The organism is Streptomyces glaucescens, from assembly GCF_000761215.1.
In the GTDB taxonomy this organism is placed as follows: Bacteria; Actinomycetota; Actinomycetes; order Streptomycetales; family Streptomycetaceae; genus Streptomyces; species Streptomyces glaucescens_B.
The window spans coordinates 3,215,265-3,241,312 of record NZ_CP009438.1; the positions used below are offsets into that span (position 1 = coordinate 3,215,265).

Annotated in this window: 26 protein-coding genes, 1 tRNA gene and 1 riboswitch; of the genes, 13 read left to right on the top strand and 14 right to left on the bottom strand. The window is 72.0% G+C overall.

Features of this window, described 5'->3' with window-relative positions; translation table 11 throughout:
* Positions 1-70: 70 nt before the first annotated feature.
* Genes SGLAU_RS13800 through SGLAU_RS13815 form a run of 4 tightly spaced genes read left to right on the top strand, consistent with a single transcriptional unit; the run spans position 71 to position 2,319 of the window.
* Complete coding sequence (locus SGLAU_RS13800; RefSeq protein ID WP_043501462.1) at positions 71-463, top strand: hypothetical protein; 393 nt, start codon at positions 71-73, stop codon at positions 461-463.
* Positions 460-1,461: a hypothetical protein gene (locus SGLAU_RS13805; protein WP_043501463.1), complete on the top strand. Its 1,002-nt coding sequence runs from the start codon at positions 460-462 to the stop codon at positions 1,459-1,461. Before SGLAU_RS13800 ends, SGLAU_RS13805 begins: the two co-directional genes overlap by 4 nt.
* 46 nt (positions 1,462-1,507) lie before the next feature.
* Positions 1,508-1,969 (top strand): roadblock/LC7 domain-containing protein, encoded by a 462-nt coding sequence (locus SGLAU_RS13810; protein WP_043501465.1) that lies wholly within the window; start codon positions 1,508-1,510, stop codon positions 1,967-1,969.
* A complete protein-coding gene (locus SGLAU_RS13815; RefSeq protein ID WP_043501466.1) occupies positions 1,945-2,319 on the top strand; it encodes a hypothetical protein in 375 nt (124 codons plus the stop codon). The genes SGLAU_RS13810 and SGLAU_RS13815 overlap by 25 nt, the downstream gene beginning before the upstream one ends.
* A 27-nt stretch (positions 2,320-2,346) precedes the next feature.
* Here the strand turns inward: SGLAU_RS13815 and SGLAU_RS13820 are convergent, their stop codons facing one another.
* Both SGLAU_RS13820 and SGLAU_RS13825 read right to left on the bottom strand, forming a co-directional pair.
* Positions 2,347-2,988 carry a hypothetical protein gene (locus SGLAU_RS13820; RefSeq protein ID WP_244315209.1) on the bottom strand — a complete coding sequence of 214 codons (642 nt, stop codon included), beginning with the start codon at positions 2,986-2,988 and terminating at the stop codon, positions 2,347-2,349.
* Positions 2,989-3,094: 106 nt separating this feature from the next.
* Complete coding sequence (locus tag SGLAU_RS13825; protein WP_043501468.1) at positions 3,095-3,937, bottom strand: MurR/RpiR family transcriptional regulator; 843 nt, start codon at positions 3,935-3,937, stop codon at positions 3,095-3,097.
* 140 nt (positions 3,938-4,077) lie between these two features.
* Here SGLAU_RS13825 and SGLAU_RS13830 point away from each other — a divergent pair, with 140 nt between their 5' ends.
* On the top strand, positions 4,078-4,512 hold the full coding sequence (locus SGLAU_RS13830; protein WP_043501470.1) for a hypothetical protein: 435 nt from the start codon (positions 4,078-4,080) through the stop codon (positions 4,510-4,512).
* A gap of 494 nt (positions 4,513-5,006) precedes the next feature.
* Here the strand turns inward: SGLAU_RS13830 and SGLAU_RS13835 are convergent, their stop codons facing one another.
* Positions 5,007-6,395, bottom strand: a complete 1,389-nt coding sequence (locus SGLAU_RS13835) for a cystathionine beta-synthase (RefSeq protein WP_043501471.1) — start codon at positions 6,393-6,395, stop codon at positions 5,007-5,009.
* A 147-nt stretch (positions 6,396-6,542) separates the two neighbouring features.
* Between SGLAU_RS13835 and SGLAU_RS13840 the strand changes: the two genes are divergently transcribed.
* The 3 genes from SGLAU_RS13840 (at position 6,543) to SGLAU_RS13850 (ending at position 10,056) form a co-directional block, all read left to right on the top strand.
* Positions 6,543-7,583, top strand: a complete 1,041-nt coding sequence (locus SGLAU_RS13840; RefSeq protein WP_043501473.1) for an SGNH/GDSL hydrolase family protein — start codon at positions 6,543-6,545, stop codon at positions 7,581-7,583.
* 215 nt (positions 7,584-7,798) lie between these two features.
* Positions 7,799-9,019 (top strand): acetyl-CoA C-acetyltransferase, encoded by a 1,221-nt coding sequence (locus SGLAU_RS13845; protein ID WP_043501475.1) that lies wholly within the window; start codon positions 7,799-7,801, stop codon positions 9,017-9,019.
* A 272-nt stretch (positions 9,020-9,291) separates the two neighbouring features.
* Positions 9,292-10,056 (top strand): hypothetical protein, encoded by a 765-nt coding sequence (locus SGLAU_RS13850; RefSeq protein ID WP_043501476.1) that lies wholly within the window; start codon positions 9,292-9,294, stop codon positions 10,054-10,056.
* 103 nt (positions 10,057-10,159) lie between these two features.
* Here the strand turns inward: SGLAU_RS13850 and SGLAU_RS13855 are convergent, their stop codons facing one another.
* Positions 10,160-10,441: a hypothetical protein gene (locus SGLAU_RS13855; protein WP_043501478.1), complete on the bottom strand. Its 282-nt coding sequence runs from the start codon at positions 10,439-10,441 to the stop codon at positions 10,160-10,162.
* Positions 10,442-10,596: 155 nt separating this feature from the next.
* On the opposite strand from SGLAU_RS13855, the gene SGLAU_RS13860 reads away from it, so the two are divergent.
* A complete protein-coding gene (locus tag SGLAU_RS13860; RefSeq protein WP_043501480.1) occupies positions 10,597-10,821 on the top strand; it encodes a DUF4287 domain-containing protein in 225 nt (74 codons plus the stop codon).
* 113 nt (positions 10,822-10,934) lie between these two features.
* Here the strand turns inward: SGLAU_RS13860 and SGLAU_RS13865 are convergent, their stop codons facing one another.
* Both SGLAU_RS13865 and SGLAU_RS13870 read right to left on the bottom strand, forming a co-directional pair.
* Positions 10,935-11,858 carry a Bax inhibitor-1/YccA family membrane protein gene (locus SGLAU_RS13865; protein ID WP_043501482.1) on the bottom strand — a complete coding sequence of 308 codons (924 nt, stop codon included), beginning with the start codon at positions 11,856-11,858 and terminating at the stop codon, positions 10,935-10,937.
* A gap of 261 nt (positions 11,859-12,119) precedes the next feature.
* Positions 12,120-12,202 (bottom strand) — tRNA-Leu (locus SGLAU_RS13870).
* Positions 12,203-12,589: 387 nt separating this feature from the next.
* On the opposite strand from SGLAU_RS13870, the gene SGLAU_RS13875 reads away from it, so the two are divergent.
* Entirely contained in the window at positions 12,590-13,360 is a 771-nt protein-coding gene (locus SGLAU_RS13875; RefSeq protein WP_043501484.1) for an ABC transporter ATP-binding protein, read from the top strand.
* Between the two features lie 47 nt (positions 13,361-13,407).
* Entirely contained in the window at positions 13,408-15,936 is a 2,529-nt protein-coding gene (locus SGLAU_RS13880; RefSeq protein WP_043501487.1) for an ABC transporter permease, read from the top strand.
* Between the two features lie 65 nt (positions 15,937-16,001).
* Here the strand turns inward: SGLAU_RS13880 and SGLAU_RS13885 are convergent, their stop codons facing one another.
* Both SGLAU_RS13885 and SGLAU_RS13890 read right to left on the bottom strand, forming a co-directional pair.
* Entirely contained in the window at positions 16,002-17,303 is a 1,302-nt protein-coding gene (locus tag SGLAU_RS13885) for an SAM-dependent methyltransferase (protein ID WP_043501489.1), read from the bottom strand.
* 216 nt (positions 17,304-17,519) lie between these two features.
* Complete coding sequence (locus SGLAU_RS13890; RefSeq protein WP_078957710.1) at positions 17,520-18,905, bottom strand: NAD(P)/FAD-dependent oxidoreductase; 1,386 nt, start codon at positions 18,903-18,905, stop codon at positions 17,520-17,522.
* A gap of 563 nt (positions 18,906-19,468) precedes the next feature.
* Between SGLAU_RS13890 and SGLAU_RS13895 the strand changes: the two genes are divergently transcribed.
* Positions 19,469-19,741 carry a type II toxin-antitoxin system Phd/YefM family antitoxin gene (locus SGLAU_RS13895; protein WP_043501493.1) on the top strand — a complete coding sequence of 91 codons (273 nt, stop codon included), beginning with the start codon at positions 19,469-19,471 and terminating at the stop codon, positions 19,739-19,741.
* The gene (locus SGLAU_RS13900; RefSeq protein WP_043501496.1) at positions 19,738-20,007 is read left to right on the top strand and encodes a type II toxin-antitoxin system RelE family toxin; all 270 of its coding nucleotides are present in this window, start codon (positions 19,738-19,740) and stop codon (positions 20,005-20,007) included. The genes SGLAU_RS13895 and SGLAU_RS13900 overlap by 4 nt, the downstream gene beginning before the upstream one ends.
* A 3-nt stretch (positions 20,008-20,010) precedes the next feature.
* On the opposite strand, the gene SGLAU_RS13905 is transcribed toward SGLAU_RS13900, so the two are convergent.
* From SGLAU_RS13905 to SGLAU_RS13930, 6 genes are all read right to left on the bottom strand, one after another.
* Positions 20,011-20,952, bottom strand: coding sequence for a Ppx/GppA phosphatase family protein (locus tag SGLAU_RS13905; protein WP_043501498.1), 942 nt, complete (start codon positions 20,950-20,952; stop codon positions 20,011-20,013).
* On the bottom strand, positions 20,949-21,482 hold the full coding sequence (locus tag SGLAU_RS13910; protein WP_043501500.1) for a DUF501 domain-containing protein: 534 nt from the start codon (positions 21,480-21,482) through the stop codon (positions 20,949-20,951). Before SGLAU_RS13910 ends, SGLAU_RS13905 begins: the two co-directional genes overlap by 4 nt.
* Positions 21,483-21,511: 29 nt before the next feature.
* The gene (locus tag SGLAU_RS13915; protein WP_043501503.1) at positions 21,512-21,988 is read right to left on the bottom strand and encodes an FtsB family cell division protein; all 477 of its coding nucleotides are present in this window, start codon (positions 21,986-21,988) and stop codon (positions 21,512-21,514) included.
* A gap of 107 nt (positions 21,989-22,095) precedes the next feature.
* The gene (gene eno / locus SGLAU_RS13920; protein WP_043506607.1) at positions 22,096-23,385 is read right to left on the bottom strand and encodes a phosphopyruvate hydratase; all 1,290 of its coding nucleotides are present in this window, start codon (positions 23,383-23,385) and stop codon (positions 22,096-22,098) included.
* A gap of 256 nt (positions 23,386-23,641) precedes the next feature.
* Entirely contained in the window at positions 23,642-24,334 is a 693-nt protein-coding gene (locus SGLAU_RS13925) for a transglycosylase family protein (protein ID WP_043501505.1), read from the bottom strand.
* 4 nt (positions 24,335-24,338) lie between these two features.
* A riboswitch (cyclic di-AMP (ydaO/yuaA leader) is annotated at positions 24,339-24,517 on the bottom strand.
* Positions 24,518-24,699: 182 nt separating this feature from the next.
* Entirely contained in the window at positions 24,700-25,725 is a 1,026-nt protein-coding gene (locus SGLAU_RS13930) for a transglycosylase family protein (protein ID WP_043501507.1), read from the bottom strand.
* Between the last annotated feature and the right edge of the window lie 323 nt (positions 25,726-26,048).

Below are 26,048 nucleotides of genomic sequence, written 5' to 3' on the forward strand. Positions count from 1 at the left end.
CACCCGTCCTCTCCACAGAGCGTAGTTTCGGCGTCACTCGACCGAAGGACAGGCGGGGAGGGGAGTCAGCGTGCCCGGGATCGACGAGTGCCTGCTGGATGCGATGCGGTTGCCCGGTGCCCGGGGCGCGGCGCTGGTGGACTGGACGAGCGGGCTCGCGCTCGGTGTCGTCGGGGAGTTCCCGGGCGGCGACGCGGAGGCGGCCTGCGCGGAGTCCGCGGAGCTGGCCCGGCTCGCCGCCGAGCACAAGACGTTCGCCCCGGACGGCGGTCCGGGCGCGGCCGATCCACCGGTCGAGGACCTGCTGATCAGCAACCGCGACTCCTACCACGTCCTGCGGTTCGTGCCGACGTCGTTCGACAGCACGGTGTTCCTGCACGTGTGGCTCGGCCGCGCGGACGGCAACCTCGCCCTGGCCCGGATCCGGCTGGGCGAACTGGCCGGACGGCTGGTCCTGGGATGAGCGCCGTCGGCACCACTCCGCCGCCCCTGCCGGTGCGGGACCGTGCGGGCGCCCCGGCGCGGGCGGCTTCCGGTCCGTCGCCGATGCTGTCCCGGCTCGCCGCCGAGCGCGCCACCGGCGTCCTGGTCCGCGAGCGCGGCGCCCTCCACCTCGTCGAGGGCGGCGTGGCGCACGCCGAGAGCCCGGCCGCTCCCGGCCTCGACGTGCTCCTGACGGCCCACGGCACGCTGGACTCCGCCGCCTGGCGGGAGGCGGCGGACCGGGCCGGGGCGGACGCCGGGCGGCTGCTGGTGGCGGGCGGGCGGCTCCCCGCGGGCGCGCTGGAGCTGTGCCGGCTGGCCGCACTGTTCGACGCCGCGTACTTCGTGCTCGCGCCGAGCAGCGCGCCCGGGCGGTTCCGCTACGGCGACCCCGGGGCGCCCGCCGGGTTCCGCCCGGTGCCGGTGGCCGACGTGGAGCGGGAGACCCTGCGCCGGCGGGAGCTGCTGCACCGCATCTGGCCCGATCCGCGCGCCGACACCGCCGCGCTGATCCGCCCTGACCCCTCGGGCGGCCGGGCGCCGTCGCCCCGGCAGCAGGCGGTGCTGGCCCTGGTGGACGGGGTCCGCACGGCCGCGGACATCGCCCGGGAGCTGGGCAGGCACGGCTTCCACACCCTGGTCGACGTCCGCCGCCTCGCGGCCACCGGTCTGGTGGCCCCGCTCGATCCGCCGCCGCGCGATCCACCCCGGCTCACCCCGCCACCACCCGCCCCACCGCCGCTCACGCCCCTGCCCGCCCCACCGCTCACGCCACCGCTCCCCGCGCCGCCGCACACCCCTCCCCTCCCCTCCGGACCGGCCGCCCCGCCACCGGTCCAGCCGCCACCGGTCCAGCCGCCACCCACCCCGCCGCACCCTCCCCAGTCCCCGCCGCCCGCCGAGAGCCGCCTGCCCGAGTTCACCGACCCCGACATCGCCCTGCTGAAGAGGCTCAGGGATGCGCTGGAGGCCCTTTGAACGGCACCGATCGCCCGCCTGTCCACACGCCGAGAGGAGCGCTCCGATGGCGGCCGAGTCCGGCATCCTCGACGAACTGCACCGGCTGAGGGCCCGGATGCCCCAGCTGACCGGTGCCCTCGCGGCCAGCGTGGACGGCCTCGTCCTCGCGCACGACACCCCCGGGGTCGAACCGGACGGCCTGGCCGCGCTCACCGCGGCGTCGCTGGGCGTCGCGGTACGGCTCGCCGACGCCACCGGCCGGGGCGGGCTGCGCGAGCTGCTCGTGCGGGGCGAGCACGGCTATGTGGCGACCTACGCGGCGGGCCGTACCGCCGTGCTCACGCTGCTTTCGCAGGACCGCGTCAACGTCGGCCGCCTCCACCTGGAGGGCCGCAGGGCCGGGGCCCGCATCGGCGAACTCCTCGAGTCCGCCGTCCCCGCCCGCCCCGATCCCCGCCCCGTCACCGAGAACCGAGAACCGGCAACCGAGAGGACACCACCATGGCGAACACCGAGACCGCGCTGAAGGAAGCACTCGCCTCGATCGAGGGCGCCACCGGCGTCGCGCTCGTCGACTACACCAGCGGCATGGCGCTGGGCACGCTGGGCGGCGGCAAGAGCTTCGACCTGAACGTCGCCGCCGCGGGCAACACGGACGTGGTGCGCGCCAAGATGCGCACCATGGAGCACCTCGGCCTGAAGAGCGAGATCGAGGACATCCTGATCACGCTGTCCGACCAGTACCACCTGATCCGGCTGCTCAAGGGCCGCGGCGGCAACGGGCTCTTCCTCTACCTCGCCCTCGACAGCAAGCGGGCCAACCTGGCGATGGCCCGCCACCAGCTGAAGAAGATCGAGGAGGAACTGGAGGTCTGACGCACCCCACCGGCCGGGCCCGGCCGGTCAGACCAGTGCCGCGCTGCGGCGGCGCGCCCCGCCCGGGACCGCGCCGCGGCGGCGCGCCTCACCCCGGACCGCGCCGCGGCGGCGCGCCCCGCCCGGGGCCGCGTCGCCCGCCGCGATGCCGGTGCTCCGGTACGCCTTGACGGTCCGGCCGGCCGGCCGCCCGCCGCGCGCCAGCCAGTCCACCCGCACCCACAGCAGTTCCTCCCGGGTCCGCTCCAGACGGCCGAGCCACGCCGCCTTCAGCCACAGCCCGGCCCCGCACCCGGCGAGCAGCAGCCCGCCGGCCACCGGCACCGCGGCATTGGCGCCCAGCGCCGCGAGGAACCCGAGCAGCAGCCACCAGCGGTGCCCGCGCCGCCAGGCCCGGGCCGTCACGGCGCGGTCCTGGAGGACGTCGTTGCGGCCCGCCCGGGCCGCCCCGCGGGCCAGCGCCGCGTAGCGCCGCCGGCGGACCACGGCGACCACCGCCGCGGCCACGAGGAACAGCGCGGCACCGGCGTACACCCCGATCCGCCGGCCCGTCGCTCCCGGGACGAACAGACCGGCCCCGGCCGCGCAGACGCCCAGCCACCACAGCGGTGCGGCGCCCGCCCGTACGACGACCGCCGACCGAGCCAGTCCCTGACCTCCGCGTGCCACGTTCCGCCTCCTCGTCGTCCGGCACAGTGCTGACGGCCCGGCAGGTTAGCGCCGGAACCTGAGACGAGTCTGAGAACGCGCGCCCGCGGGGCCGTCCGCCCTCCGGCTACTCCACGAACAGGCCCCGGGCCGCCGCCCGCGTGTCGAACTCCTCCAGCCTGGCCTGCGCCTCCGGCAGCCCGTCGCACATCGCCTCCAGCAGCACCCGCCCCAGCAGCATCGGCGCGCAGGCGGTGTCGAAGGCGAGCCCGGTGCCGACGGCGGCGGGCAGCAGCAGGTCGGAGACCTTGGCGACGGGGGCGAACGCGGAGTCGGCGACCGTCACCACGGTCAGGCCCGCTTCCCTGGCGTAGCCGAGGGTGTCCACGACCTCGCGCGGGTGGCGGGGCAGCGCGAAGCAGAGCAGGGCGCTCGCGCCCGCGCGCACGGCGCCGTCGATCCGGTCGTGGATCATGGTGCCGCCCTCGTTGAGCAGCCGTACGTCGGGGTGGACCTTGGCGGCGAAGTAGGCGAAGCCGTGCGCCTGGGCGGCGGCGGCCCGCAGGCCGAGGACGGGCAGCGGTCGGCTGGCGGCGAGGACCCGGCCCGCGCGCTGCACCGGCCGGGGATCGGCCAGCGCGTCGGCGAGGTGCCGGAGGTTCTCGATCTCGGCCTCGACGGCCTGCTGGTACTCGTTGAACTCCCCGGCGTCCGGGACCTGTTCGGCGGGGACGACCTCGCGCAGGTGGCGCCGGAGGGCCGGGTAGCCGTCGAAGCCGAGGGCGACGGCGAAGCGGGTCACGGACGGCTGGCTGACCCCGGCCAGTTCGGCGAGTTCCACACTGGACAGGAACGGCACGTCGGCGGCGCGGCGCACCATGCTGTGCGCGATCCGCCGCTGGGTCGGCGTGAGCCGATGCCCCTCGAAGAGCGCCTGCAGGCGTGCGGCAGGGCTGTCGGTCGGGCTCATGCCGTGCTCCCCCTTGTCACCAGGTCCGTCTGGCCGGTCCGTCTATTCAGGTAACGGAAACTCTGCATGTTCCTATGCAGCCGGGCAACAGGGGGGCTATCCCCAGTGTCCCGGCGCCGCCCGCTTCCTACCGTGGAGCCATGACGGGAGCGGACGGGCTGGGCCCCGACCTGAAGAAAGAACTCGACGCGACGCTGCACGCGCGCCGCGAGCTGGGCGAGGACTACGAGTCCGCGCTGGTCGACTCCTTCCTGGAGAAGGTCGACCAGCGCATCGACGACGCGGTGGAGCGCCGGGTGCGGCGGCAGGTGGCCGAGCGGCAGCTGACGGCGGCGCGGGGATCGCGGTCGCCGGACGCCACGGACTCGTGGGGCGAGCGCTTCGGCTTCGGCATCGTGTCGCTGGTCCTGGCCATCCCGCTGTCCGGCATCGGCGCCGGCACCGCGGGGCTGCGCGGTCTGCTCGTCGCCTGGGCGGGCATCGTCGGCGTCAACCTGGTGCAGGCGGCCCGCACCACCCCCGGCCTCTTCCGCGGACGCGGACGGCGCGGCGGCGACTCCGGCTGGGAGGACTGACCCCGCGACCTGGGACGACTGACCCCGGGACGACCTGGGGGGACTGACCCCGCGACCTGGGAGGACCGATCCCGGGGCGACCTGGGAGGACCGATCCCGGGACGACGGAAGAGGACCGGGAGCCTCGGCAGTCGGGCCCGAGGTCCGCGAAGAGGTGTGCGCGGGGACCGCCGCACCCCCGTTGCCGGGGGGCGGGACGACGGCGGTCCCCGCGGGGGACGCGGGCCGGGTCAGGCCGCACCCCGCGTCCGTGGCGTCCATGGAGGTCCGGGAGCCGCTCCGGAGGGTCCTTGGCGCCGCTGGTCGCCGGCCGGGGCGGGGAGCCGCTCCCGCCTCCGCCGACACCCACCACTGTGCCGGTCCCGTGTTAAGCGGGTGCTGCGCGAACGTGACACCCTCGTACCACTTCCGCGCAGCCGGCTCTCCGTCACGTCACCGTGAATTCGCCGTCTTCAGCCGCGGTTCACCGCAGGTTCGCCGTGGCGTCGTGCCGGCTACTTGGCGTTCTTCGCGAGGAACGCCAGCAGGTCCTGCCGGCTCACCACACCGGTCGGCTTGCCCTCGACGAGCACGATCGCCGCGTCGGCCTTGCCGAGCACGGCCATCAGGTCGCCGACCGGCTCGCCGGAGCCGACCTGCGGCAGCGGGGCCGACATGTGCTTCTCCAGCGGGTCGTCCAGCGAGGCCCGCTTGGCGAACAGCGCGTCCAGCAGCTCGCGCTCGACGATGGAGCCGACGACCTCGGCGGCCATCACGTCGGGGTGGCCGGCGCCCGGCTTCACCACCGGCATCTGCGAGACGCCGTACTCGCGCAGCACCTCGATGGCCTGGCCGACCGTCTCGTCCGGGTGCATGTGGACCAGGGACGGGATCGCGCCGTGCTCCTTGTCGTCCAGCACGTCACCGACCCGGGCGCTGGGGCCGGCGTCCTCCAGGAAGCCGTAGTCGGCCATCCACTCGTCGTTGAAGATCTTGCTGAGGTAGCCGCGGCCGCTGTCGGGCAGCAGGACGACCACCACGTCGTCCTCGGTGAGCCGCTCGGCGACGCGCAGCGCGGCGACGACCGCCATGCCGCAGGAGCCGCCGACCAGCAGGCCCTCCTCCTTGGCGAGGCGGCGGGTCATCTGGAAGGAGTCCTTGTCGGAGACGGCGACGATCTCGTCGGCGATCTCCTGGTCGTAGGCGGTGGGCCAGAAGTCCTCGCCGACGCCCTCGACGAGGTAGGGGCGCCCGGAGCCGCCGGAGTACACGGACCCCTCCGGGTCGGCGCCGATGACCTTGACCTTGCCGTCGGACGCCTCCTTCAGGTAGCGGCCGGTGCCGGAGATGGTGCCGCCGGTGCCGACGCCCGCCACGAAGTGGGTGATCCGCCCCGCCGTCTGCTCCCAGAGCTCGGGGCCGGTGGAGTGGTAGTGGGAGAGCGGGTTGTTCGGGTTGGAGTACTGGTCCGGCTTCCAGGCGCCCGGCGTCTCACGGACCAGCCGGTCGGAGACGTTGTAGTAGGAGTCCGGGTGCTCGGGGGCCACCGCGGTCGGGCACACGACCACCTCGGCGCCGTACGCGCGCAGGACGTTGATCTTGTCGGTGGAGACCTTGTCCGGGCAGACGAAGATGCACTTGTAGCCCTTCTGCTGGGCCACGATCGCCAGGCCGACGCCCGTGTTGCCGCTGGTCGGCTCCACGATCGTGCCGCCCGGCTGGAGCTCGCCGCTCCGCTCGGCCGCCTCGATCATGCGCAGGGCGATGCGGTCCTTCACGGAACCGCCCGGGTTGAAGTACTCCACCTTGGCGAGCACCGTCGCCTTGATGCCCTTGGTCACGCTGTTGAGCCTCACCAGCGGGGTGTTGCCGACGAGGCTGATCATCGAGTCGTGGAACTGCACCGTTGTCTCCGGTCGCTGCAAAAGGAAGTGGTCGTGGTGCCGCCAGCCTACGACCCCGGGAGCGTCGTTCACTCGCGGTTGCGATTGACGGACGGGCCGTACGGGGCAAGGAGTGGGTGTACGGCTACGAGGAGGTGGCGGCGGCGTATGTCCAGCATGTCGAGGGCGAGGGTGGCGCGGCGCATCGCGGCCGGCGCGGCTTACGGGGGCGGCGGCATCGGCCTGGCGGGCGCGGCGGTCGTCGGGCTGCTGCTGGCGGAGGCGACGCTGGCCAGGCGGCAGGTGCTCGCCAACGGCTCCTCGCCGTACGTGCCGCGCGCGGACGGCCTGTACGGCGGCGGCTACGCCACTCCGGCCGGGGAGCCGCTGCGGCTGACGCTGCTGGGCGACTCCACCGCCGCCGGGCAGGGCGTGCACCGGGCGGGGCAGACGCCGGGCGCACTGCTGGCCTCCGGGCTCGCGGCGGTGGCGGAGCGGCCGGTGATACTGCGCAACGTGGCGGTGCCGGGCGCGATGTCGGACGATCTGGACCGGCAGGTGGCGCTGGTGCTCTCCGGCCCGGGACCGGCCCCCGACGTGTGCGTGATCATGATCGGCGCGAACGACGTCACCAACCGGATGCCGCCCACCCGCTCGGTGCGTCATCTGGCGGGGGCGGTCCGGCGGCTGCGCACGGCCGGCGCGGAGGTCGTCGTGGGCACCTGCCCGGACCTCGGCACCATCGAGCCGGTGCAGCAGCCGCTGCGCTGGCTGGCCCGCCGGGTCTCGCGCCAGCTGGCCGCCGCGCAGACCATCGGCGTGGTCGAGCAGGGCGGCCGTACGGTGTCGCTGGGCGATCTGCTGGGCCCCGAGTTCGCGGCGAACCCGCGGGAGCTGTTCGGGCCGGACAGCTACCACCCGTCGGCGGAGGGGTACGCCACCGCGGCGATGGCGATGCTGCCCACGGTGTGCGCCGCGCTGGGCCTGTGGCCGGCCGAGGAGGAGCGCCCGGACGTCTCCCGCCGCGAGGGCTTCCTGCCGGTGGCCCGGGCCGCCGCGGAGGCGGCGTCCGAGGCGGGCACGGAGGTCGCGGCCGCGATGCCGACGGGCACGCGCGGGCCCTGGGCGCTGCTGAAGCGGCGGCGCCGGCGGCGGATGCCGGAGGTGGAGCCGGATCCGCACTCGCCGGAGGCGCAGACGCGCGCGTGAGGGGGTACGGCGGGGACGTGAGACGGGTACGACAAGGGCGTGGCCGGGTACGACGGGGGCGTGAGCCGTCGCCCGGCCCGCGCCCGAGAAGCCAAGCAAGCGCTTAGAAAGTTGCGGTCCATGTCACACCGCGAACATCGTGACCGCGCGCATACGTACGGGTAACTTCCCAACCAGCCCTGCCCGCCCGTCTGCATGCACTCACTGGAGCCGTGATGCCCGAAGCCGTGATCGTCTCAGCCGCCCGCTCCCCCATCGGCCGCGCCTTCAAGGGCTCGCTCAAGGACCTGCGCCCCGACGACCTCACCGCCACGATCATCCAGGCCGCCCTCGCCAAGGTCCCCGGGCTGGACCCGAAGGACATCGACGACCTGATGCTCGGCTGCGGCCTGCCCGGCGGCGAGCAGGGCCACAACCTCGGCCGGATCGTCGCCGTGCAGATGGGCATGGACCACCTGCCGGGCTGCACCGTCACCCGCTACTGCTCCTCCTCGCTCCAGACCTCCCGGATGGCCCTGCACGCCATCAAGGCCGGCGAGGGCGACGTCTTCATCTCCGCGGGCGTGGAGATGGTCAGCCGCAGCGTCAAGGGCACCTCGGACGGGATGCCCGACACCCAGAACCCGCTCTTCGCCGACGCCGTCGCCCGCACGGCCGCCGTCGCCGAGTCCGAGGGCGCCACCTGGCACGACCCGCGCGAGGACGGCCTGCTGCCCGACCCGTACATCGCCATGGGGCAGACCGCCGAGAACCTGGCCCGCTCCTGGGGCGTCAGCCGCCAGGAGATGGACGAGTTCGGCGTCCGCTCGCAGAACCTCGCCGAGGAGGCCATCAAGAGCGGCTTCTGGGAGCGCGAGATCACCCCGGTCACGCTGCCCGACGGCACCGTGGTGTCCAAGGACGACGGCCCGCGCGCCGGCGTCACCCTGGAGGGCGTGTCCGGCCTGAAGCCGGTCTTCCGCCCCGACGGCCTGGTCACCGCGGGCAACTGCTGCCCGCTGAACGACGGCGCCGCCGCCCTGGTCATCATGTCCGACACCAAGGCCCGCGAACTGGGCCTGACCCCGCTGGCCCGGATCGTCTCCACCGGCGTCTCCGGCCTCTCCCCCGAGATCATGGGCTACGGCCCGGTCGAGGCGAGCAAGCAGGCCCTGCGGCGCGCCGGCCTCACCATCGACGACATCGACCTGGTCGAGATCAACGAGGCGTTCGCCGCGCAGGTGATCCCCTCCTACCGCGACCTGGGCATCCCGCTGGAGAAGCTGAACGTCAACGGCGGCGCCATCGCCGTCGGCCACCCCTTCGGCATGACCGGCGCCCGCATCACCGGCACGCTCATCAACTCCCTCCAGTGGCACGACAAGCAGTTCGGCCTGGAGACCATGTGCGTCGGCGGCGGCCAGGGCATGGCGATGGTCATCGAGCGCCTGAGCTGAACCACCCCTGAGTGACCGGCGCGGCACGCCGCGTCATCCGACGGCCCGGAACCCCGGAACCACCTGGGTTCTGGGCCGTTTTGTGATCCAATCTCCCCCAGGATGTGACCTATCTCCCCCGGCGCGACGACGTCGCAGGTCAGGGCCGCCCCACCAGGACCACGCGACACAGGGACCTGTCCGTTTCGTGACGTTACGCACTGACAGCTGGTTAGTTCACCCATCAAGCTGATGTAGGAAGTCGGGGGTCGACTTGAACCGGGAGTACGTCAGTGAGCGCCATGCCGATCGCCCTGCTGGTCACCACGGCCGCCACCGGTGCCGTGGGCGTCGCCGTCCTGCGCACCCTCATGCAGCTGCGCCGCCAGGTCGCGGCCCTGCACGCCGAGCTGGCCGCGGCCCGCACGGCCCGCGTCCACGTCCCCGCCGCGCGCACCACCTCGGACACGGACGAGATACGCGCGGCCGTCGCCGAGGCGCTGGCCGAGGAGCGGGAGCGGGAGCTGGCCGAGGCCCGGGCCTTCTGGGCCGCCCAGGAGGCCCGTGACGTCTCCGACGCGCCGTCGCTGCTGTCCCTCTCCGACAGCGATCTGTTCCTGCCCCGCCAGGCCGACCTCGTGGGCCTGGAACCGGCCGCCGAGGCCGAGGAGCTCCCGGGGGACTCCCCCGAGCTGGCCGCCGCCCGCCGCCGCCACCCCTCCCACCCGGACTTCGTCCCCGTCGCGTCTCCGGTCGTGAACGACCACGAGCGCACCGTCGCGGTCCTGGAGGAGCTGGCCGCCGCCCGCACCGGACTCACCGACGTCCGCCCGGGCCCGCTCGGCACCCTCGACGTCTACGTCTTCGCCGACGGCACCACCCTCTGCATGACCCCCGGCCACCGGGAGACCGCGGAGCGCCTGGCCGCCGCCCTCGACGCGGGCGAGACGCCGTTCCTCCTCGGCGGCTCCGGCATCTCCGGCGCGTACACCCTCACCTTCGAGTGCGGCGAGGAGAACGTCTACGTCCTGGCGGACCGGGTCATAGCGTCCGTCTAGGAGAGCCCGCCCCACCGGCCGGTCCCCGCGGGACCGGCGTGACGGCCCTCGGGGCGGGGAGCCCGTGAGGCAGCCCCCGCTCCGCCGCATCCGCCGGCAGCGGTCAGATTCCCGCCTTCTTCTGCGCCTCCTCGACGAGCCGCACGGCCTCGGCGACCTCGTCCTCGCTGCGCAGCACCACCGCGAGGTCGTGCGCGGCGACACTCACCTGATCCGCGGCGGCGAACATCCCCGCGTCCGGCATCACCCGCGGCTCCACCCCGGGCGTCTCCAGTTCCTGCGCCCACCGGGCCAGCTCCCTGGCCAGCTCCAGAGCCGCGGCGGCAGCGCTGCGCTGCAACCGGCTCTGCGGCGCGGCCCGCAGCCGGTCCGCGAAGTGATCCACCGCACGGTTCAAAGGCGTCGTATCAACCACGCGGTGACCCTACGCCCCGTACCGGGACCGTTTCCAACAGACACCGGCACTGTTGCCAACGGGCGAAGGCTCAGGCACGGTGACGTGAAGGACCGGCTTACATCCCCTTGCGTACGGAGGCGCCGATGTCCCAAGTCTTCTCCGAGGAGACCCACCGCAACCTGCTCGCCCGCATCCCCCACTGCACCGGTCGTGAAGTCGCCGACTGGCTGCGCACCGTCGAGGAAGGCCCCGCTCTCCGCTTCGAGGAGAAGGTGAGCTGGCTGCGCCACGAGTACGACCTGGCGTACGGCCACGCCAAAGCGATCATCCACGAGTACGACCTGAGGAGGGCCGCGCGCAGGTTCTGAGCGCGCTGCGCCCCGTGGACCGCGGGCCTTCCCGCGGGCCGCGCTCCGTTCCCGCAGACGCGGAAGGGCCCCGGGACGAACCCGGGGCCCTTCCGCATGGTGACGGCTGCGGATCAGTCGTCGCCGGAGAAGATGGCGACCAGACGCAGCATCTCGATGTAGATCCACACGAGGGTCATGGTCAGACCGAACGCGGCCAGCCAGGACTCCTCACGCGGCGCGCCGTAGGCGATGCCGTCCTCGATCTGCTTGAAGTCGAGGGTCAGGAAGAACGCGCCGAGCACGATCGCGAGGATGCCGACGATCGCACCGAGCGGGCCCATGCTGCGCAGTCCGCCGTCCTCGGCGACACCGAAGACGACCAGCAGCAGGTTGACCGCCATGACCAGGACGAACGCCAGGGCGATCGTCATGCCGATGCGCGCGTAACGGGCGGTGACGCGGACCCAGCCGGCCTTGTACACCAGCAGTGTGGCGCCGGAGACCGCCATGGTGCCCAGGACCGCCTGGAAGGGCGCGCCGGACCACCGGCTGTTGAACATCTCGCTGATCACGCCGAGGAAGACGCCTTCGAAGGCGGCGTACGACAGGATCAGCGCGGGGGACGCCTTGCGCTTGAAGGACTGCACCATCGCCAGGACGAAGGCGATCAGCGCGGCGCCGACGGCCAGGCCGTAGCTGGTCGACGAGACCGGCAGCAGGGCCCAGGCCAGGACGGCGCCGACGACGACGGTGCCGAGCGTCATGGCCGAGCGCATGACGACGTCGTCCATCGTCATCCGGTTGCCGGTGGCGACCGGGGCCTGCGGTGCGCCCTGCTGGGCGTACGGGTTCTGCGCGTAGGGGTTCTGGGCGTACGGGTTCTGCGCGTGCGGGTCGGCGCCGGCGCCGGGCTGGGCGTAGGGGTTGCCCGTGGCGTACGGGTTGCCCTGCGTGCCTACAGCTGCGCCCCCGGCCTGCGGCGCGGTGTTGAAGCCCGCGTAGCCGTTGTCGCGGCTGAACCCCCGTCGCGAGAAGACCGGGTTGCTGCTCCTCATTTCACTCCTCCATGGCCACCCTGCGTAGCCTTGGCTCAAGAGTAATAGACAGGCAAAGGAATGACCCTAGTGCTTGGGGAGGATCTTTCCCCCCACGTGCTGCGCAACACGCTACGCGGCCGGGTGATTCCCGGCACGCGAGGAACCGAACCGTGGCCCCACGGTGACGATCTCGTCACCGTGGGCCGGTGCGGTGGAGGAGCGGCGCCGGAGCGGCGAAGATTTCAGTGCATGATGCACGCGTTCCGAAGGCGTCGGAAGTGCCCGGAACCGGACTCGAACCGGTACGCCCGCGAGGGGCAGCGAGGTTTAAGCTCGCCGTGTCTGCATTCCACCATCCGGGCAGGCCATAGGCTCCGCGTCGCGGCTCCGACCCTATCGGGACGCATCCTCCGAACAGCAGAACGGCGGACCGATGTTGTCTTATTTTATTGAGGTCTGAGGGTGCATCAGCACGCGGAACTGGCCATCCGCACTTGCCAATAGCCTGACGCGCGGCGGTCACCCGCGCATGCGGAATGACGGAATTTCACCGCCCGAACAAGGGCACTCCACCTGTTCTTGCCATCCTCGCGCCTCAGGGGCGCCCGTCATCCCCAGGTATGACACGGCGGCCGCCGGTCCGACCGGAGGCTGCCCCAGGAACGGGAACAGCGGCTGACTCCACGGCGCGGCACGGCCGCGACGATGGATCAGTACCCCGATCCCCGTCCCGACAGGAGCGCCGCCCCGTGACCACGACTCCCCTCGCCGACCGGACCACTGCCGTGGCCGCCCGCGCCACGGAGCTGTCGAAGATCTACGGACAGGGCGAGACCCAGGTGGTCGCCCTCGACCGGGTCTCCGTCGCGTTCCGGCAGGCCGAGTTCACCGCGATCATGGGCCCCTCCGGGTCCGGCAAGTCCACCCTGATGCACTGCGTCGCCGGCCTGGACACCTTCTCCTCCGGCTCCGTGCGCATCGGCGACACCGAGCTGGGCGCCCTGAAGGACAAGCAGCTCACCAAGCTGCGCCGGGACAAGATCGGCTTCATCTTCCAGGCGTTCAACCTGCTGCCGACGCTGACCGCGCTGGAGAACATCACCCTTCCGATGGACATCGCGGGCCGCAAGCCGGACAAGCAGTGGCTGGACACCGTGATCCAGATGGTCGGCCTGTCCGGGCGGCTCGGCCACCGTCCCGCCCAGCTCTCCGGCGGCCAGCAGCAGCGCGTCGCGGTCGCGCGGGCGCTCGCCTCCAAGCCGGACATCATCTTCGGTGACGAGCCGACCGGAAACCTCGACTCCCGCTCCGGCGCCGAGGTGCTGGGCTTCCTGCGCAACTCGGTGCGCGAGCTGGGGCAGACCGTGGTGATGGTGACCCACGACCCGGTGGCGGCGGCGTACGCGGACCGGGTGGTCTTCCTCGCGGACGGCCGGATCGTGGACGAGGTGTACGGGCCGACGGCGGAGTCGGTGCTGGACCGCATGAAGCGGTTCGACGGCAAGGGCCGCACCAGCTGACGCACCGCCTCCCCCTGCCCGCCCCCACCCTGGACTGAGAAGAAACGATGTTCCGAACCGCCTTGCGCAATGTGCTCGCGCACAAGGCCCGGCTCCTGATGACCGTGCTCGCCGTGATGCTCGGCGTGGCGTTCGTGTCGGGGACCCTGGTCTTCACCAACACCCTCTCCGAGGCCTACCAGAACAGCTCCGCCAAGGGCTTCGACCAGGTCGACGTCGCCGTGGACCCCGAGTACCAGGAGAGCCGCGGCGACACCCTCGGCAAAACCCCCGAGCTGACCCAGGAGATCCTCGACGCGAGCGCCCGCGTGCCCGGCGCCGCGTCCGCCACCGGCGTCGTCACCGGGTTCACGGCCCTCGCCGACAAGGACGGCAAGCTCGTCGGCAGCGGCTTCCAGTCCCAGGGCGGCAACTACTGGGGCACCGACGACCCCCGCTACCCCCTCGTCGAGGGCCACGCCCCCGAGGGCCGCGGCGAGGTGCTGATCGACTCGAGGACCGCCGAGCGCACCGGCTACCGGGTGGGTGACACCCTGCGGCTCTCGGTCGACGGCCCGGTCCTGACGCCGCGGATCGCCGGCGTCTTCACCACCGACGACGGCAACGTCGCGGCCGGCGGCAGCCTCACCCTGTTCGACACGGCCACCGCGCAGCAGCTCTTCGGCAAGAAGGGCACGTACGACCAGATCGCCGTCCGGGCGAAGCCGGGGATCACCCAGGGCGCGCTCAAGGCCGAGCTGGACAAGGCGCTGCCCGCCGACCGCGTCGAGACCACGACCGGCGAGCAGCTCGCCGACGACCAGGCCGAGCTGATCGCCTCGCAGATGAGCGGGATGAAGCAGGGCCTGCTGGTGTTCGCCGGCATCGCGCTGTTCGTCGGCACCTTCATCATCGCCAACACCTTCACCATGCTGGTCGCCCAGCGCACCAAGGAGCTGGCGCTGCTGCGCGCGGTGGGCGCCTCCCGCCGCCAGGTCACCCGGACGGTACTCATCGAGGCATTCGTGGTGGGCGTGGTCGCCGCGGTGACCGGCCTGGTCGCGGGTGTCGGCATCGGCGCGGGCCTGCGCTCCCTGATGGGCTCCCTCGGCGAGACCGTGCCGGACGGCCCGCTGGTGATCACGCCCGGCACCGCCGGCGCCGCGCTCGCGGTCGGCGTCCTCGTCACCATGCTGGCCGCCTGGCTGCCGGGCCGCCGCGCGGCGAAGATCCCGCCGGTGGCCGCGATGAGCAGCGTGCACGCCAAGGCGTCGGTGAAGTCGCTGGTGCTGCGCAACACGATCGGTGCGCTGTTCTCGGCGGCGGGCGTCGCGGTCGTCCTCGCGGCGACCACCATGGGCGGCTCGGACGGTCAGGCGCCGATGGGCCTGGGCGCCTGTCTGCTGATCATCGGCGTGTTCGTGCTGACCCCGCTGCTGTCCCGGCCGCTGATCGCCGCCGCGGCGCCGGTGCTGCGGCTGTTCGGGGTGTCGGGCAAGCTGGCCCGCCAGAACTCGGTGCGCAACCCGCGCCGTACCGCCGCGACCGCCTCGGCGCTGATGATCGGCCTGACCCTGATCACCGGGATGACGGTGATGGCGGGCAGCCTGCAGAAGACGATCGACAAGATGGCCTCGGAGGCGATCCGTGCCGACTACGTCGTCTTCATGGCGAACGGCAACGCCCTCTCGCCGGATGTCGAGAAGAAGCTGAAGGAGACCGAGGGCGTCACCGCCACCAGCCCGATGCGCAACGCGGGCGCCCGGATCGGCGGTGAGACCGAGTACCTGACCGGGGTCGACGGCGCCACCTTCGGCGACCTGACGAAGCTGCCCGTCGAGGACGGCACCTTCCAGGTCGGCGGTGACCGCGTGGTCGTGGACGAGGACACGGCGAAGTCCCGTGGCTGGAGGACCGGTTCGTCCTTCACCGCGTCGTTCGAGGACGGCGGGAAGGAGAAGCTGACCGTCGCGGGCGTCTACCAGGCCAACGAGATGATGAGCGGGATCATGCTCGACCTGGCCACGCTGGCCCCGCACCAGACCGATCCGGTCGACATGCAGGTCATGGTGAAGACCGCGGACGGTGCCTCCGACGCGACGAAGAACCTGCTGGAGAAGGCCCTGGGCGCCAATCCGGCGATCAAGGTCCAGGACAAGAAGGACATCTCCCAGGACATCGCGCAGATGTTCACGATGATGCTGAACATGCTCTACGGCCTGCTGGCCATGGCGGTCATCGTGGCCGTCCTCGGCGTCATCAACACCCTGGCGATGTCGGTCTTCGAGCGCTCCCAGGAGATCGGCATGCTCCGCGCGATCGGCCTGGACCGCACCGGCATCAAGCGGATGGTCCGCCTGGAGTCCCTGGTCATCTCGCTCTTCGGCGGGGTCCTGGGCATCGGCCTCGGCGTGTTCTTCGGCTGGGCGGCCGGGGAGCTGCTGGCCAGCCGCATGGCGACGTACGAACTGGTCCTGCCCTGGACCCGGATGGCGGTGTTCCTGCTGCTGGCGGCCACCGTCGGCGTCCTGGCGGCGCTGTGGCCGGCCCGCCGGGCGGCCCGGCTGAACATGCTGGCGGCGATCAAGTCCGAGTAGCCGCGGCGCCCCGCGCGGGGGCCCCGCACCCGGTGGGTGCGGGGCCCCCGCCGTGTTCCGCGGCGTCAGCCGTTCCAGGTCCGCGCCCGCAGCGGCATCCCCGAGGCCCCGGACTCGGGCGTCCGCACGGCGAGCACCTGGTTCACCCCGATGCGGTTGCGCTCGAACGCCAGCGCGGAGGCGGCCATGTACAGCCGCCAGACCCGGGCACGTCCCGGACTGGTCAGCCGCACCGCCTCCGCCCAGCCGGACTCCAGGTTGGCGACCCAGCGGCGCAGGGTGAGCGCGTAGTGCTCGCGGATCGACTCCACGTCCCGCACCTCGAACCCGGCCCGCTCCAGCTGGGTCACGGTGGTGCCGATCGGGGCCAGCTCGCCGTCGGGGAAGACGTAGGCGTCGATGAACTCGTCGACGCTGTACGCCGTCTCGTCGCGCTGCGGCCGCCGCGCGATCTGGTGGTTGAGCAGCCGCCCGCCCGGCTTGAGCAGCGCGTACAGGTTCCGGGCGTACTTCAGGTACTGCTCCGCCCCCACGTGCTCGGCCATGCCGATCGACGAGATCGCGTCGTACGGCCCGTCGACGACGTCCCGGTAGTCCTGCACCCGGATCTCCACCCGGTCGGCCAGCCCCTCGTCGGCGACCCGCTTGCGGGCGTACGCCGCCTGCTCCTGCGAGAGCGTGATGCCGACGACGTTCACGCCGTGCTCACGGGCGGCGTGGACGGCCATCGATCCCCAGCCGCAGCCGACGTCGAGCAGCCGCAGGCCCGGTCTCAGGCCGAGCTTGCGGGAGACCAGCTCCAGCTTGTCCCGCTGGGCGTCCTCCAGGGTGCCGCCCTCGGCCTCGGGGGCCTCCCAGTAGGCGCACGAGTAGACCATCGACGGGCCGAGCACCAGCTCGTAGAAGTCGTTGCCGACGTCGTAGTGGTGGCTGATGGCGCGCTTGTCGGTGCGCTTGGTGTGCAGGTGGGTCCGCCGGCGCACCTCCTCCTTCGGCGGCGCGGGCGGCAGCGCGGGGCCCCCCATCCGCACCAGCCCGCGCACGGCGGCCCGCACCTCGGGGTCCCGCAGGGCCTGCGCGAGGGTCCGCGCGTCCTCGTCCCGCTCCCAGATCAGCCCCGACATCAGCTCCAGGGCGGCGTACAGGTCGCCCTCGACGTCCAGTTCACCGGCCACCCAGGCACGCGCCAGCCCCAGCTCGCCGGGCTTCCACAACAGCCTGCGCAGCGCCCGCCGGTGACGCACCACCAGCACCGGCGCGCCCGGCGGACCGGCCTGCGAACCGTCCCAGGCACGAATACGGACCGGGAGCGGTGCTCCCAGCACCTGCTCCAACAGCCCCTTCAGCCGCGGCGCGGCGTCCGACATGGTGCACACCTCCGTGACAGCGATCCCGGAAAGTCCGACACCACGTAAACACCTGCGGGGCGCCGCCGCAGTCCCCCACGCGCGTCACGTCTGGGCAAAACCCTCGCTGCGCGTCCTGAGCGGCCGTGCCGGGGCCGGGACCGGGCACGCCGAAGGGGCCGCCCGCACCACGGATGGCAGGCGGCCCCTTCGGGGTGTCGCGGAGGTGACCAGGGGTCAGGAGGCCTTGGCCTTCTCCTCGGTCTTCGCGGCGGCGGCCGGAGCCGGCGCCGGCTTGGCGGCCTCGTAGAACTCCTCGCGCGGGGACTCCAGGGCGCCGAGGGCGACGACCTCGCGCTTGAGGAACATGCCGAGCGTCCAGTCCGCGAAGACACGGATCTTGCGGTTCCAGGTCGGCATGGCCAGACCGTGGTAGCCACGGTGCATGTACCAGGCGAGACGGCCCTTGAGCTTGATCTTCATCTTGCCCATGACGATCATCGCGACGCCCTTGTGCAGGCCGAGACCCGCGACCGCGCCCTTGTTGGCGTGGCTGTACTCCTTCTGCGGGAAGCCCCGCATGCCGGAGACCACGTTGTCGCCGAGGACCTTGGCCTGGCGCAGCGCGTGCTGGGCGTTCGGCGGGCACCAGGCGTTCTCCACGCCGGCCTTGCGGGCGGCGAGGTCCGGCACCTGGGCGTTGTCGCCCGCGGCCCAGATGTAGTCCGTGCCCTTGACCTGGAGCGTCGGCTCGCAGTCGATGTGGCCGCGCGGGCCGAGCGGGATGCCGAAGCGGGACAGGGCCGGGTTCGGCTTGACGCCCGCCGTCCAGACGATCGTGTCGGAGTCGACCTCCAGGCCGTTCTTCAGCACCACGTGGCCGTCGACGCAGGAGTCCATCGAGGTGGAGAGGTAGATCTCCACGCCGCGGCTCTCCAGGTGCTCCTTGCCGTAGGCGCCCAGCTTCGGGCCGACCTCCGGGAGGATCTTGTCGGCGGCGTCGACGAGGATGAAGCGCATGTCCTCGCGGGACACGTTGCGGTAGTACTTGGCCGCGTCGCGGGCCATGTCCTCGACCTCGCCGATGGTCTCGGCGCCGGCGAAGCCACCGCCGATGAAGACGAAGGTGAGCGCCTTGCGGCGGATCTCCTCGTCGGTGGTGGAGTCGGCCTTGTCGAGCTGCTCCAGCACGTGGTTGCGCAGGCCGATGGCCTCCTCGATGCCCTTCATGCCGATGCCCTGCTCGGCGAGGCCGGGGATCGGGAAGGTGCGGGAGACGGCGCCCATCGCGACGACCAGGTAGTCGAAGGGCAGCTCGTACGCCTCGCCGGTGAGCGGGGCGATCGTGGCGACCTTGCGGTCCTGGTCGATGGTGGTGACCCGGCCGGTGAGGACCTCCGCCTTGGGCAGCACGCGTCGCAGCGGGACGACGACGTGTCGCGGGGAGATGTTGCCGGCGGCGGTTTCGGGGAGGAAGGGCTGGTAGGTCATGTACGACCGGGGGTCGACGACCGTGACGGTCGCCTCGCCGTAGCGCATCTTCTTCAGGATGCGCCGAGCTGCGTACAGGCCTACGTACCCACCGCCTACTACGAGGATCCTGGGACGCTCCGTGGTGCTCATGCCATCGAGTATCCACCCGGTCGGAGGGGGTACCTCGTGCGCCCCTTCACAAGGTCCGACAAGCCCTGTGCTACACTCCCCGGCCCGCGTGACTTAGATCATGTCTAACCACGGGAACCGTGACACCCCCCACACCGTTGTCAATGCCGCGTGAGCTGCCTCTCTGGGTGCGCGGCGGCATCGTGAGCCGTCGGAAACAGGACGCGGGGCGCGTGATTCGAAGGCGCCCCACCCCCTGTTCTGAACACGTTCAAAGGCAAGTTGACCCCCCGAACGGGGCAACCGAAGGCATCTGACGGCCCTCAGGAACCGAAATCCTTGTGAAGAACTTCACGATGTTCGCCGACGAGGCGTCACGGCGAAGCCCCGAAGGCCGCTCAAACGGGGCCCCGCGCCGCTCAGGAGAGGCCCCTGACCAGGCGGTCGGCACCGATCCACCGGACGCTCCGAGCCGGGGCGGGCGACTCCAGGCGATGCCGTCGAGGGTTCCCCATGAACGCGTCTCCCGTACGAGACCGCGTCCCCACCTGGCCGGTGTACACACAAGTGCGTACGCTACTTTCATGGCCGACAACACCGTGCCCGTCAGGGAAGCACGCGCACACCTCGCGGAACACATCAACCGCGCCGAGGAAGGCACTCCGACCGTCATCACGCGCAACGGCGCCCCAGTGGCCGCGATCGTGCCGATCACCGACTTCGAAGCGCTGGAGGAGGCGGCCGACGTGATGCTGGCCCGGGAGGCGGAAGCGGTCCTGGCCGACGGCGGGCCCACCGTCTCGATGGCCGAGCTGCTGGCGGACCTGTTCAGCGAGCGTGGTGAAGGCGCCGCGTGAAGTACGCCTTCCGGTTCACCGCTGCTGCACAGCGGCAGCTTCGGGCCATCAGCCGGCACGATGCCATGCGCATCCTGACCGCGTTGACCGCGCTCGGCGACGACCCGTACCGCGAGGACGCCGATGTCAGGAAGCTCACCGGCCCGTCCGGGCTCTACCGGCTCAGGGTCGGCAGCTACCGGGTCGCCTACCAGGTCAACGATGGTGAGCTCGTCATCCTCGTCGTCAAGGTAGGCGACCGGCGGGACGTGTACCGCAACCTGTAGGGGTCAGGCCACAGACCAGGCGATGCCGTCGAGGATGTCGTGTTCGCTCACCACGACCTCCTCGGCGCCGATCCGCTCCATGATCGCCAGCAGGACGAGCGCCCCCGCGGCGATCACGTCCACCCGGCCGGGATGCATGGACGGCACGGCGGCGCGCTCGGCGTGGGTGGAGCGCAGCAGCCAGCCGGTGATCTCGCGGACCCTGTCCCGGGAGATCCGGGAGTGGTGGATGGCCGCCGAGTCGTACTCCGGCAGCTCCTGCGCGATCGCCGACACCGTCGTCACCGAACCGGCCAGGCCCACCAGGGTGCGCGCCTCGCGCAGCGGCACCGTCTCCTCGGCCAGGTCGAGCGCGGCCTCGATGTCGGCGCGCATCGCCGCGATCTGCTCCTCGGTGGGCGGGTCGGACACCGCGCCGTCCACCACCAGGTGCCGCTCGGTCATCCGGACGCAGCCGACGTCGACGGAGCGGGCGGCGCGCACATGTTCCTCGCCCACGACGAACTCGGTGGAGCCGCCGCCGATGTCGACGACGAGGAAGGGCCGCTCCAGGCGGTCGTGCCCGGTCAGTTCCTTCGTCGCGCCGGTGAAGGAGAACTCGGCCTCCTGGTCGCCGCTGATCACCTCGGGCTCGACGCCCAGGATGTCCACGACCCCGCGCACGAAGTCGTCCCGGTTCTCGGCGTCCCGGGAGGCGGAGGTGGCCACGAAGCGCACCCGCTCGGCGCCGTACTCCTGGATGACGGCGGCGTACTCGCGGCACGCGGCGAAGGTCCGCTCCAGCGCCTCGGGTGCCAGCCGGCCGGTGCGGTCGACGCCCTGGCCGAGCCGCACGATCGTCATACGGCGGTCCAGCTCCGCCAGTTCGCCCGTCACCGGGTCGCAGTCGGCGACCAGCAGACGGATGGAGTTCGTACCGCAGTCGACGGCGGCGACCCGGGTCACTGTCCGCACCCCTCACCGGCGAGGGTCACGCAGGACCCCTTGCGCCACCACTCCGGCAGCATGGCGAGGGCCTCGTCGCCGAGCGGGTTCACGCCGGGGCCGGCGGCCAGCGAGTGGGCGACCAGCACGTGCAGGCACTTCACCCGGTCCGGCATGCCGCCGGCGCTGGGGAAGCCCGTCAGTTCCTCGATCTCGTCGCGGCGCCGGATGTAGTCCTCGTGCGCGGCGCGGTAGGCGGCGGCCAGCTCCGGGTCGCTCTCCAGCCGGGCCGTCATCTCCTTCATGACGCCGTTCGCCTCCAGCGTGCCGATGGCCGAGTTGGCCTTGGGGCACGTCAGGTAGTACAGCGTCGGGAAGGGCGTGCCGTCGGGCAGGCGCGGGGCCGTCTCCACGACGTCCGGCTGCCCGCAGGGGCAGCGGTGCGCGATCGCGCGCAGCCCGCGCGGCGGCCGGCCGAGCTGCTGCTTGAATGCCTCGACGTCCGCGTCGGTGGGCTCGGTGCGCGGGGTGGGCGGCGGGGGCGTTTCCATGCCTGTCTTTCTGTGTCCGTTCAACTCGTTCAGCTGTCCGAGGCGTCGGCCTTGTCGACGCCGTCCCAGACGTTCGAGTACCAGGGCCGGTCGGCCCCTTCCGTGTCGGTGCGGGACCGCTCGGCGGCGTCGGGGTCGATCACCACGTACCCGGTCTCGCCGGGCATCACGTAGTGCAGCCGCTTGCGGATCTGCTGCTCGGCGTACGCGTCGTCCTGCCAGCGCGCCTTGGCGTCGCGCAGCTGTTCGACGCGTTCCCGGGCCTGGCGCTGCTCCTCCCGCAGGTCCGCGATCTCGGCGCGCTGGGCGACGTACTGCCTTATCGGGTAGGCGAGCGCCACGACCAGCGAGCACAGCACGAGCGCGAGGAGCGCGGCCCGGCCGGTGAGGCGGGAGCGCCGGGCCTGCCGCTTGGTCTGCGAGCGGTAGACCCGGGCGGCGGTCTGTTCGCCGAGCAGCCTGATCCTGGTCGCGGTGGAGAACCGGTCCCGGTCCTTCACGGCCATGTTGCCGCCTCCCGTTCACGCGCGTACGTCCCCGCACACGGTACGGGACCGCGTACGGGGACGTACGTACGACGCTTCCTACGGGGCGGTGCTCAGCCCCGCGGCGCCTACTGGTTCGCGGAGCGGAACCGGGGGAACGCGCTGCGGCCGGCGTACACCGCGGCGTCGTCGAGGATCTCCTCGATGCGCAGCAGCTGGTTGTACTTGGCGACGCGCTCGGACCGGGCCGGGGCGCCGGTCTTGATCTGGCCGCAGTTGGTGGCGACGGCCAGGTCGGCGATGGTGACGTCCTCGGTCTCGCCGGAGCGGTGGGACATCATGCACTTGAAGCCGTTGCGCTGGGCCAGCTCGACGGCGTCCAGGGTCTCGGTGAGCGAGCCGATCTGGTTCACCTTCACCAGCAGGGCGTTGGCGGCGCCCTCCTCGATGCCGCGGGCCAGGCGCTCGGGGTTGGTGACGAACAGGTCGTCGCCGACGAGCTGGACCTTGTCACCGAGCTTGCCGGTGATGGTCTTCCAGCCCTCCCAGTCGTCCTCGAACAGCGGGTCCTCGATGGAGACCAGCGGGTACGCCTCGACCAGCTCGGCGTAGTACTCGGTCATCTCGGCGGCGGTGCGGTCCTTGCCCTCGAAGACGTACACGCCGTCCTTGTAGAACTCGGACGCGGCCACGTCGAGGGCGAGGGCGATCTGCTCGCCGGGGGTGTAGCCGGCTTCCTTGATGGCCTCGAGGATGAGGTCCAGGGCCTCGCGGTTGGAGCCCAGGTTCGGGGCGAAGCCGCCCTCGTCGCCGAGGCCGGTGGCCAGGCCCTTGCTCTTCAGCACCTTCTTGAGGGTGTGGTAGACCTCGGCGCCCCAGCGCAGCGCCTCGGAGAAGGACTCCGCGCCGATCGGGGCGATCATGAACTCCTGGATGTCCACGTTGGAGTCGGCGTGCGAACCGCCGTTCAGGATGTTCATCATCGGCACCGGCAGCAGGTGCGCGTTCGGGCCGCCCAGGTAGCGGAACAGCGGCAGGTCGCTGGCCTCGGAGGCGGCGTGCGCGACGGCGAGCGAGACGCCGAGGATGGCGTTGGCGCCGAGGGAGCCCTTGTTGTCGGTGGCGTCCAGGTCGAACATGGCCTGGTCGATCAGGCGCTGCTCGGTGGCGTCGTAACCGACCAGCTCCGGGCCGATCTGCTCGATGACGGCCAGGACGGCCTTCTCGACGCCCTTGCCGAGGTAGCGGTTCGAGTCGCCGTCACGCAGCTCGATGGCCTCGAAGGCGCCGGTGGAGGCGCCGGACGGGACGGCGGCACGACCCGTGCTGCCGTCGTCGAGGCCGACCTCGACCTCGACCGTGGGGTTGCCTCGGGAGTCCAGGATTTCCCGGGCTACGACGACGTCGATGGACGGCACGAGCATCTCCTTCTTCAATGTGACGCGGTGGGCAGGCCGCGGGTGTGGCTCTGCGAGACGAGCCTAACCGGCTCGGGGCGATCGGCCAGCCGGCCGCCCACCCCGTGGACGGAACCGAGAATAAATTGTTTCCGTGCGGAACAAAGACGGTTCCGGATATCGAGACCGGAAAATGACCCCGCCCCGGTGCGTACGGGGGAACACGCACCGGGGCGGGGAGTCTGCGGGCCCCCTGGCGGGGTGCGCCTGCCGCTGGTTACTTCAGGTGCAGCTGCTGGCCCGGGTAGATGACGTCGGCGTCGTCGACGATGTCCTTGTTCAGCTCGAAGAGCTTCGCCCAGCCGCCCTTGACGCCGTGCTCCGCGGCGATCGAGCTGAGGGTGTCACCCGTGACGACCTTGTACTCGCCGTCACCCTTCTCGACCTTCTCGCCGGTCGGGGTGGTGACGGTCTTCTGGGTCTGCTCGGCCTTCTGGGTGGCGGCCGGGCGCTCGGCGGACCGGGAGGCGGGCTGCTCCTCGGTCTCACGGGCGGCGGTGCCGCTGTCGCCGGAGGAGGCGGGGGCGCCGTTGTACGGCGTGCTGGACAGGTTGACGCCGCAGTGCGGCCAGGCGCCCTTGCCCTGGCCCGCGAGGACCTTCTCGGCGATCTCGATCTGCTGCGCCTTGGTGGCCTGGTCGGCGGTGGCGGCGTACTGCGTGCCGCCGTACGCGGCCCAGGTGGAGGCGGAGAACTGCAGACCGCCGTAGTAGCCGTTGCCGGTGTTGATGGACCAGTTGCCGCCGGACTCGCACTGGGCGACGGCGTCCCACTCGGACGTGGTGGCGGCGGAGGCGCTGCCGGCCGCCATCAGCGGAGCGGCGACGGCGGCGCCGGTCACACCGGCGATGGCGATGGCGCGAGCGGCCTTGGACGGACGACGGTGCTTGCCCTTGCCGGAAAACAGCATGGATCGATCCCCTCACCGACGCCTACGAGGTGAGCTGTCGGGTTCGGGCCGGTTGAGTTGCCCGGCCGCGGCCCTCACGGGCTGCGGCTTCACCCCTAGCCGGTGCCGGCGTCGAGTCTCCTCGGCCACCGGACCCGGCACTAACCTTGGGTCCCCCGCTCCTGCCTGCGGCGCTTGACGCGACGACTGTTCCCGGACGGCCGCTGGCAGGATTCGGCGTTGCGGCAGCCGGGGCTCGCGGTGACGAGCGGTCTTGACCGTAGCCACGCGTTCCGCGGAATTTCAAAGACGATCAGGTCTTCTGAGACCTATCTCTCACCGCGTTTATAACGGACATTCGGCCCGAACCATACTCTGAAGTCCCGCTACTTTTCGCCCGGTTCGACCCCTACTTCCAGGGTCTGACCCGGGAGGATGAGGTCGGGGTCGTCACCCACGGCCGCCTTGTTCTCGGCGTAGAGCGCGGCCCATCCGCCCTGCACCTCAAGGGAGTCGGCGATGCCCCAGAGGCTGTCGCCGGTGCGGACCGTGTAGGTGCCGTCGGCCGCGTCGCGGGCGGCGGAGTCACGGGAGGCGTGACGGCCCGGCGACTCGGCCGCACGGCTGTCCTCGGCGTCCTCCTCGGCACTGTCCCCGCGGTGACGGCCGTTACCGGTGGAACCCGAGGCGTTCTGCCCCAACTTGTCCGAGTCGTTGTTCTTGGTGGTCGCCGTGGGCGCATTGTCCGTGCTGTCGGGAGAATCCCCCTCGGCGGAGCCTTCCGCCGCATTCGACGCGGAGTCAGGGGACGGCGAGGCGGTGGCGGAGCCGGACGGTGTCGACTCCGGCGACTTCGCGGGCCTTCCGGAGTCACCGGAACTTCCGGAGCCTTCGGTCGTTCTCGGCGCATCGGACGGATCGGACGACCGCGACGAGCCGGACAAGCCGGACCCGGGGGTGCCGGCCGCCTCGGGAGCGGCCGCCAGGCCCGACGCGGCGTCAGCCGCCAGGCCGGTGTCCACGCCCGCCGGGGCCGAGTCCCCGTCCAGACCGGCCAGCAGGCCGCAGGTGGGCCACGCGCCGACGCCCTCGGCGGCCAGGATCCGCTCGGCGACGGCTATCTGCTGCGAACGGCTGGCCACGTCGGGGCTCTCCGCGTAGTCCAGGCCGCCGTGCTTCACCCAGTCGTCCTGGGAGATCTGGAGGCCGCCGTAGTAGCCGTTGCCGTTGTTCGCGCTCCAGGAGCCACCGCTCTCGCACTCCGCGACCCTGTCCCACGTCACTCCGGTGGCGGCGCTCGCGCCGGTCGCGCCGAGCAGCGGGATGGCGATGGCGGAACCGGTCACTCCGGCCGCGACGATGAGGGCCGGAGCCTGGCGGGGGCGACGGTGACGACCGTTCCCGGAGAGCATGCGGGGACCTTTCGCGAGACAGCGGTGACGGTGCGGCGGAGATGCTGTGATCATCGCCGCCACACTGATGGGTGAACGTAGCGGCAGACGATCACTTGTCACAAGTTAATGCCGCGTAGATCACGTGAAGATCACAGAGGTGAAGGCGTGTCATCTTTGTGTTCGGCGGTGGAAGTCCTCGCGCCGAGCCGTGGGGACCGCCACCGGGACCGCCGCGGACTCACCGCTCGACGCGGCGAGGACCTCACCGCCCGGCCCGGCTGTCGCCGCTCGACGCCGCGCGGGTGCCGGCACTCCGCCCGGCTCAGGACATCTCCGCCCTG

What these genes read in the sequence shown, in the direction of transcription:
- SGLAU_RS13880 (WP_043501487.1), top strand. Translation starts at nt 13,408, where the DNA reads ATGTTCCGAACCGCCTTGCGCAATGTGCTCGCGCACAAGGCCCGGCTC.
- SGLAU_RS13865 (WP_043501482.1), bottom strand. Translation starts at nt 11,858, where the DNA reads ATGAGGAGCAGCAACCCGGTCTTCTCGCGACGGGGGTTCAGCCGCGAC.
- SGLAU_RS13805 (WP_043501463.1), top strand. Translation starts at nt 460, where the DNA reads ATGAGCGCCGTCGGCACCACTCCGCCGCCCCTGCCGGTGCGGGACCGT.
- SGLAU_RS13810 (WP_043501465.1), top strand. Translation starts at nt 1,508, where the DNA reads ATGGCGGCCGAGTCCGGCATCCTCGACGAACTGCACCGGCTGAGGGCC.
- SGLAU_RS13825 (WP_043501468.1), bottom strand. Translation starts at nt 3,937, where the DNA reads ATGAGCCCGACCGACAGCCCTGCCGCACGCCTGCAGGCGCTCTTCGAG.
- SGLAU_RS13910 (WP_043501500.1), bottom strand. Translation starts at nt 21,482, where the DNA reads ATGGAAACGCCCCCGCCGCCCACCCCGCGCACCGAGCCCACCGACGCG.
- SGLAU_RS13885 (WP_043501489.1), bottom strand. Translation starts at nt 17,303, where the DNA reads ATGTCGGACGCCGCGCCGCGGCTGAAGGGGCTGTTGGAGCAGGTGCTG.
- SGLAU_RS13890 (WP_078957710.1), bottom strand. Translation starts at nt 18,905, where the DNA reads ATGAGCACCACGGAGCGTCCCAGGATCCTCGTAGTAGGCGGTGGGTAC.
- SGLAU_RS13815 (WP_043501466.1), top strand. Translation starts at nt 1,945, where the DNA reads ATGGCGAACACCGAGACCGCGCTGAAGGAAGCACTCGCCTCGATCGAG.
- SGLAU_RS13830 (WP_043501470.1), top strand. Translation starts at nt 4,078, where the DNA reads ATGACGGGAGCGGACGGGCTGGGCCCCGACCTGAAGAAAGAACTCGAC.
- SGLAU_RS13860 (WP_043501480.1), top strand. Translation starts at nt 10,597, where the DNA reads ATGTCCCAAGTCTTCTCCGAGGAGACCCACCGCAACCTGCTCGCCCGC.
- SGLAU_RS13925 (WP_043501505.1), bottom strand. Translation starts at nt 24,334, where the DNA reads ATGCTGTTTTCCGGCAAGGGCAAGCACCGTCGTCCGTCCAAGGCCGCT.
- SGLAU_RS13915 (WP_043501503.1), bottom strand. Translation starts at nt 21,988, where the DNA reads ATGGCCGTGAAGGACCGGGACCGGTTCTCCACCGCGACCAGGATCAGG.
- SGLAU_RS13930 (WP_043501507.1), bottom strand. Translation starts at nt 25,725, where the DNA reads ATGCTCTCCGGGAACGGTCGTCACCGTCGCCCCCGCCAGGCTCCGGCC.
- SGLAU_RS13895 (WP_043501493.1), top strand. Translation starts at nt 19,469, where the DNA reads ATGGCCGACAACACCGTGCCCGTCAGGGAAGCACGCGCACACCTCGCG.
- SGLAU_RS13840 (WP_043501473.1), top strand. Translation starts at nt 6,543, where the DNA reads ATGTCCAGCATGTCGAGGGCGAGGGTGGCGCGGCGCATCGCGGCCGGC.
- SGLAU_RS13845 (WP_043501475.1), top strand. Translation starts at nt 7,799, where the DNA reads ATGCCCGAAGCCGTGATCGTCTCAGCCGCCCGCTCCCCCATCGGCCGC.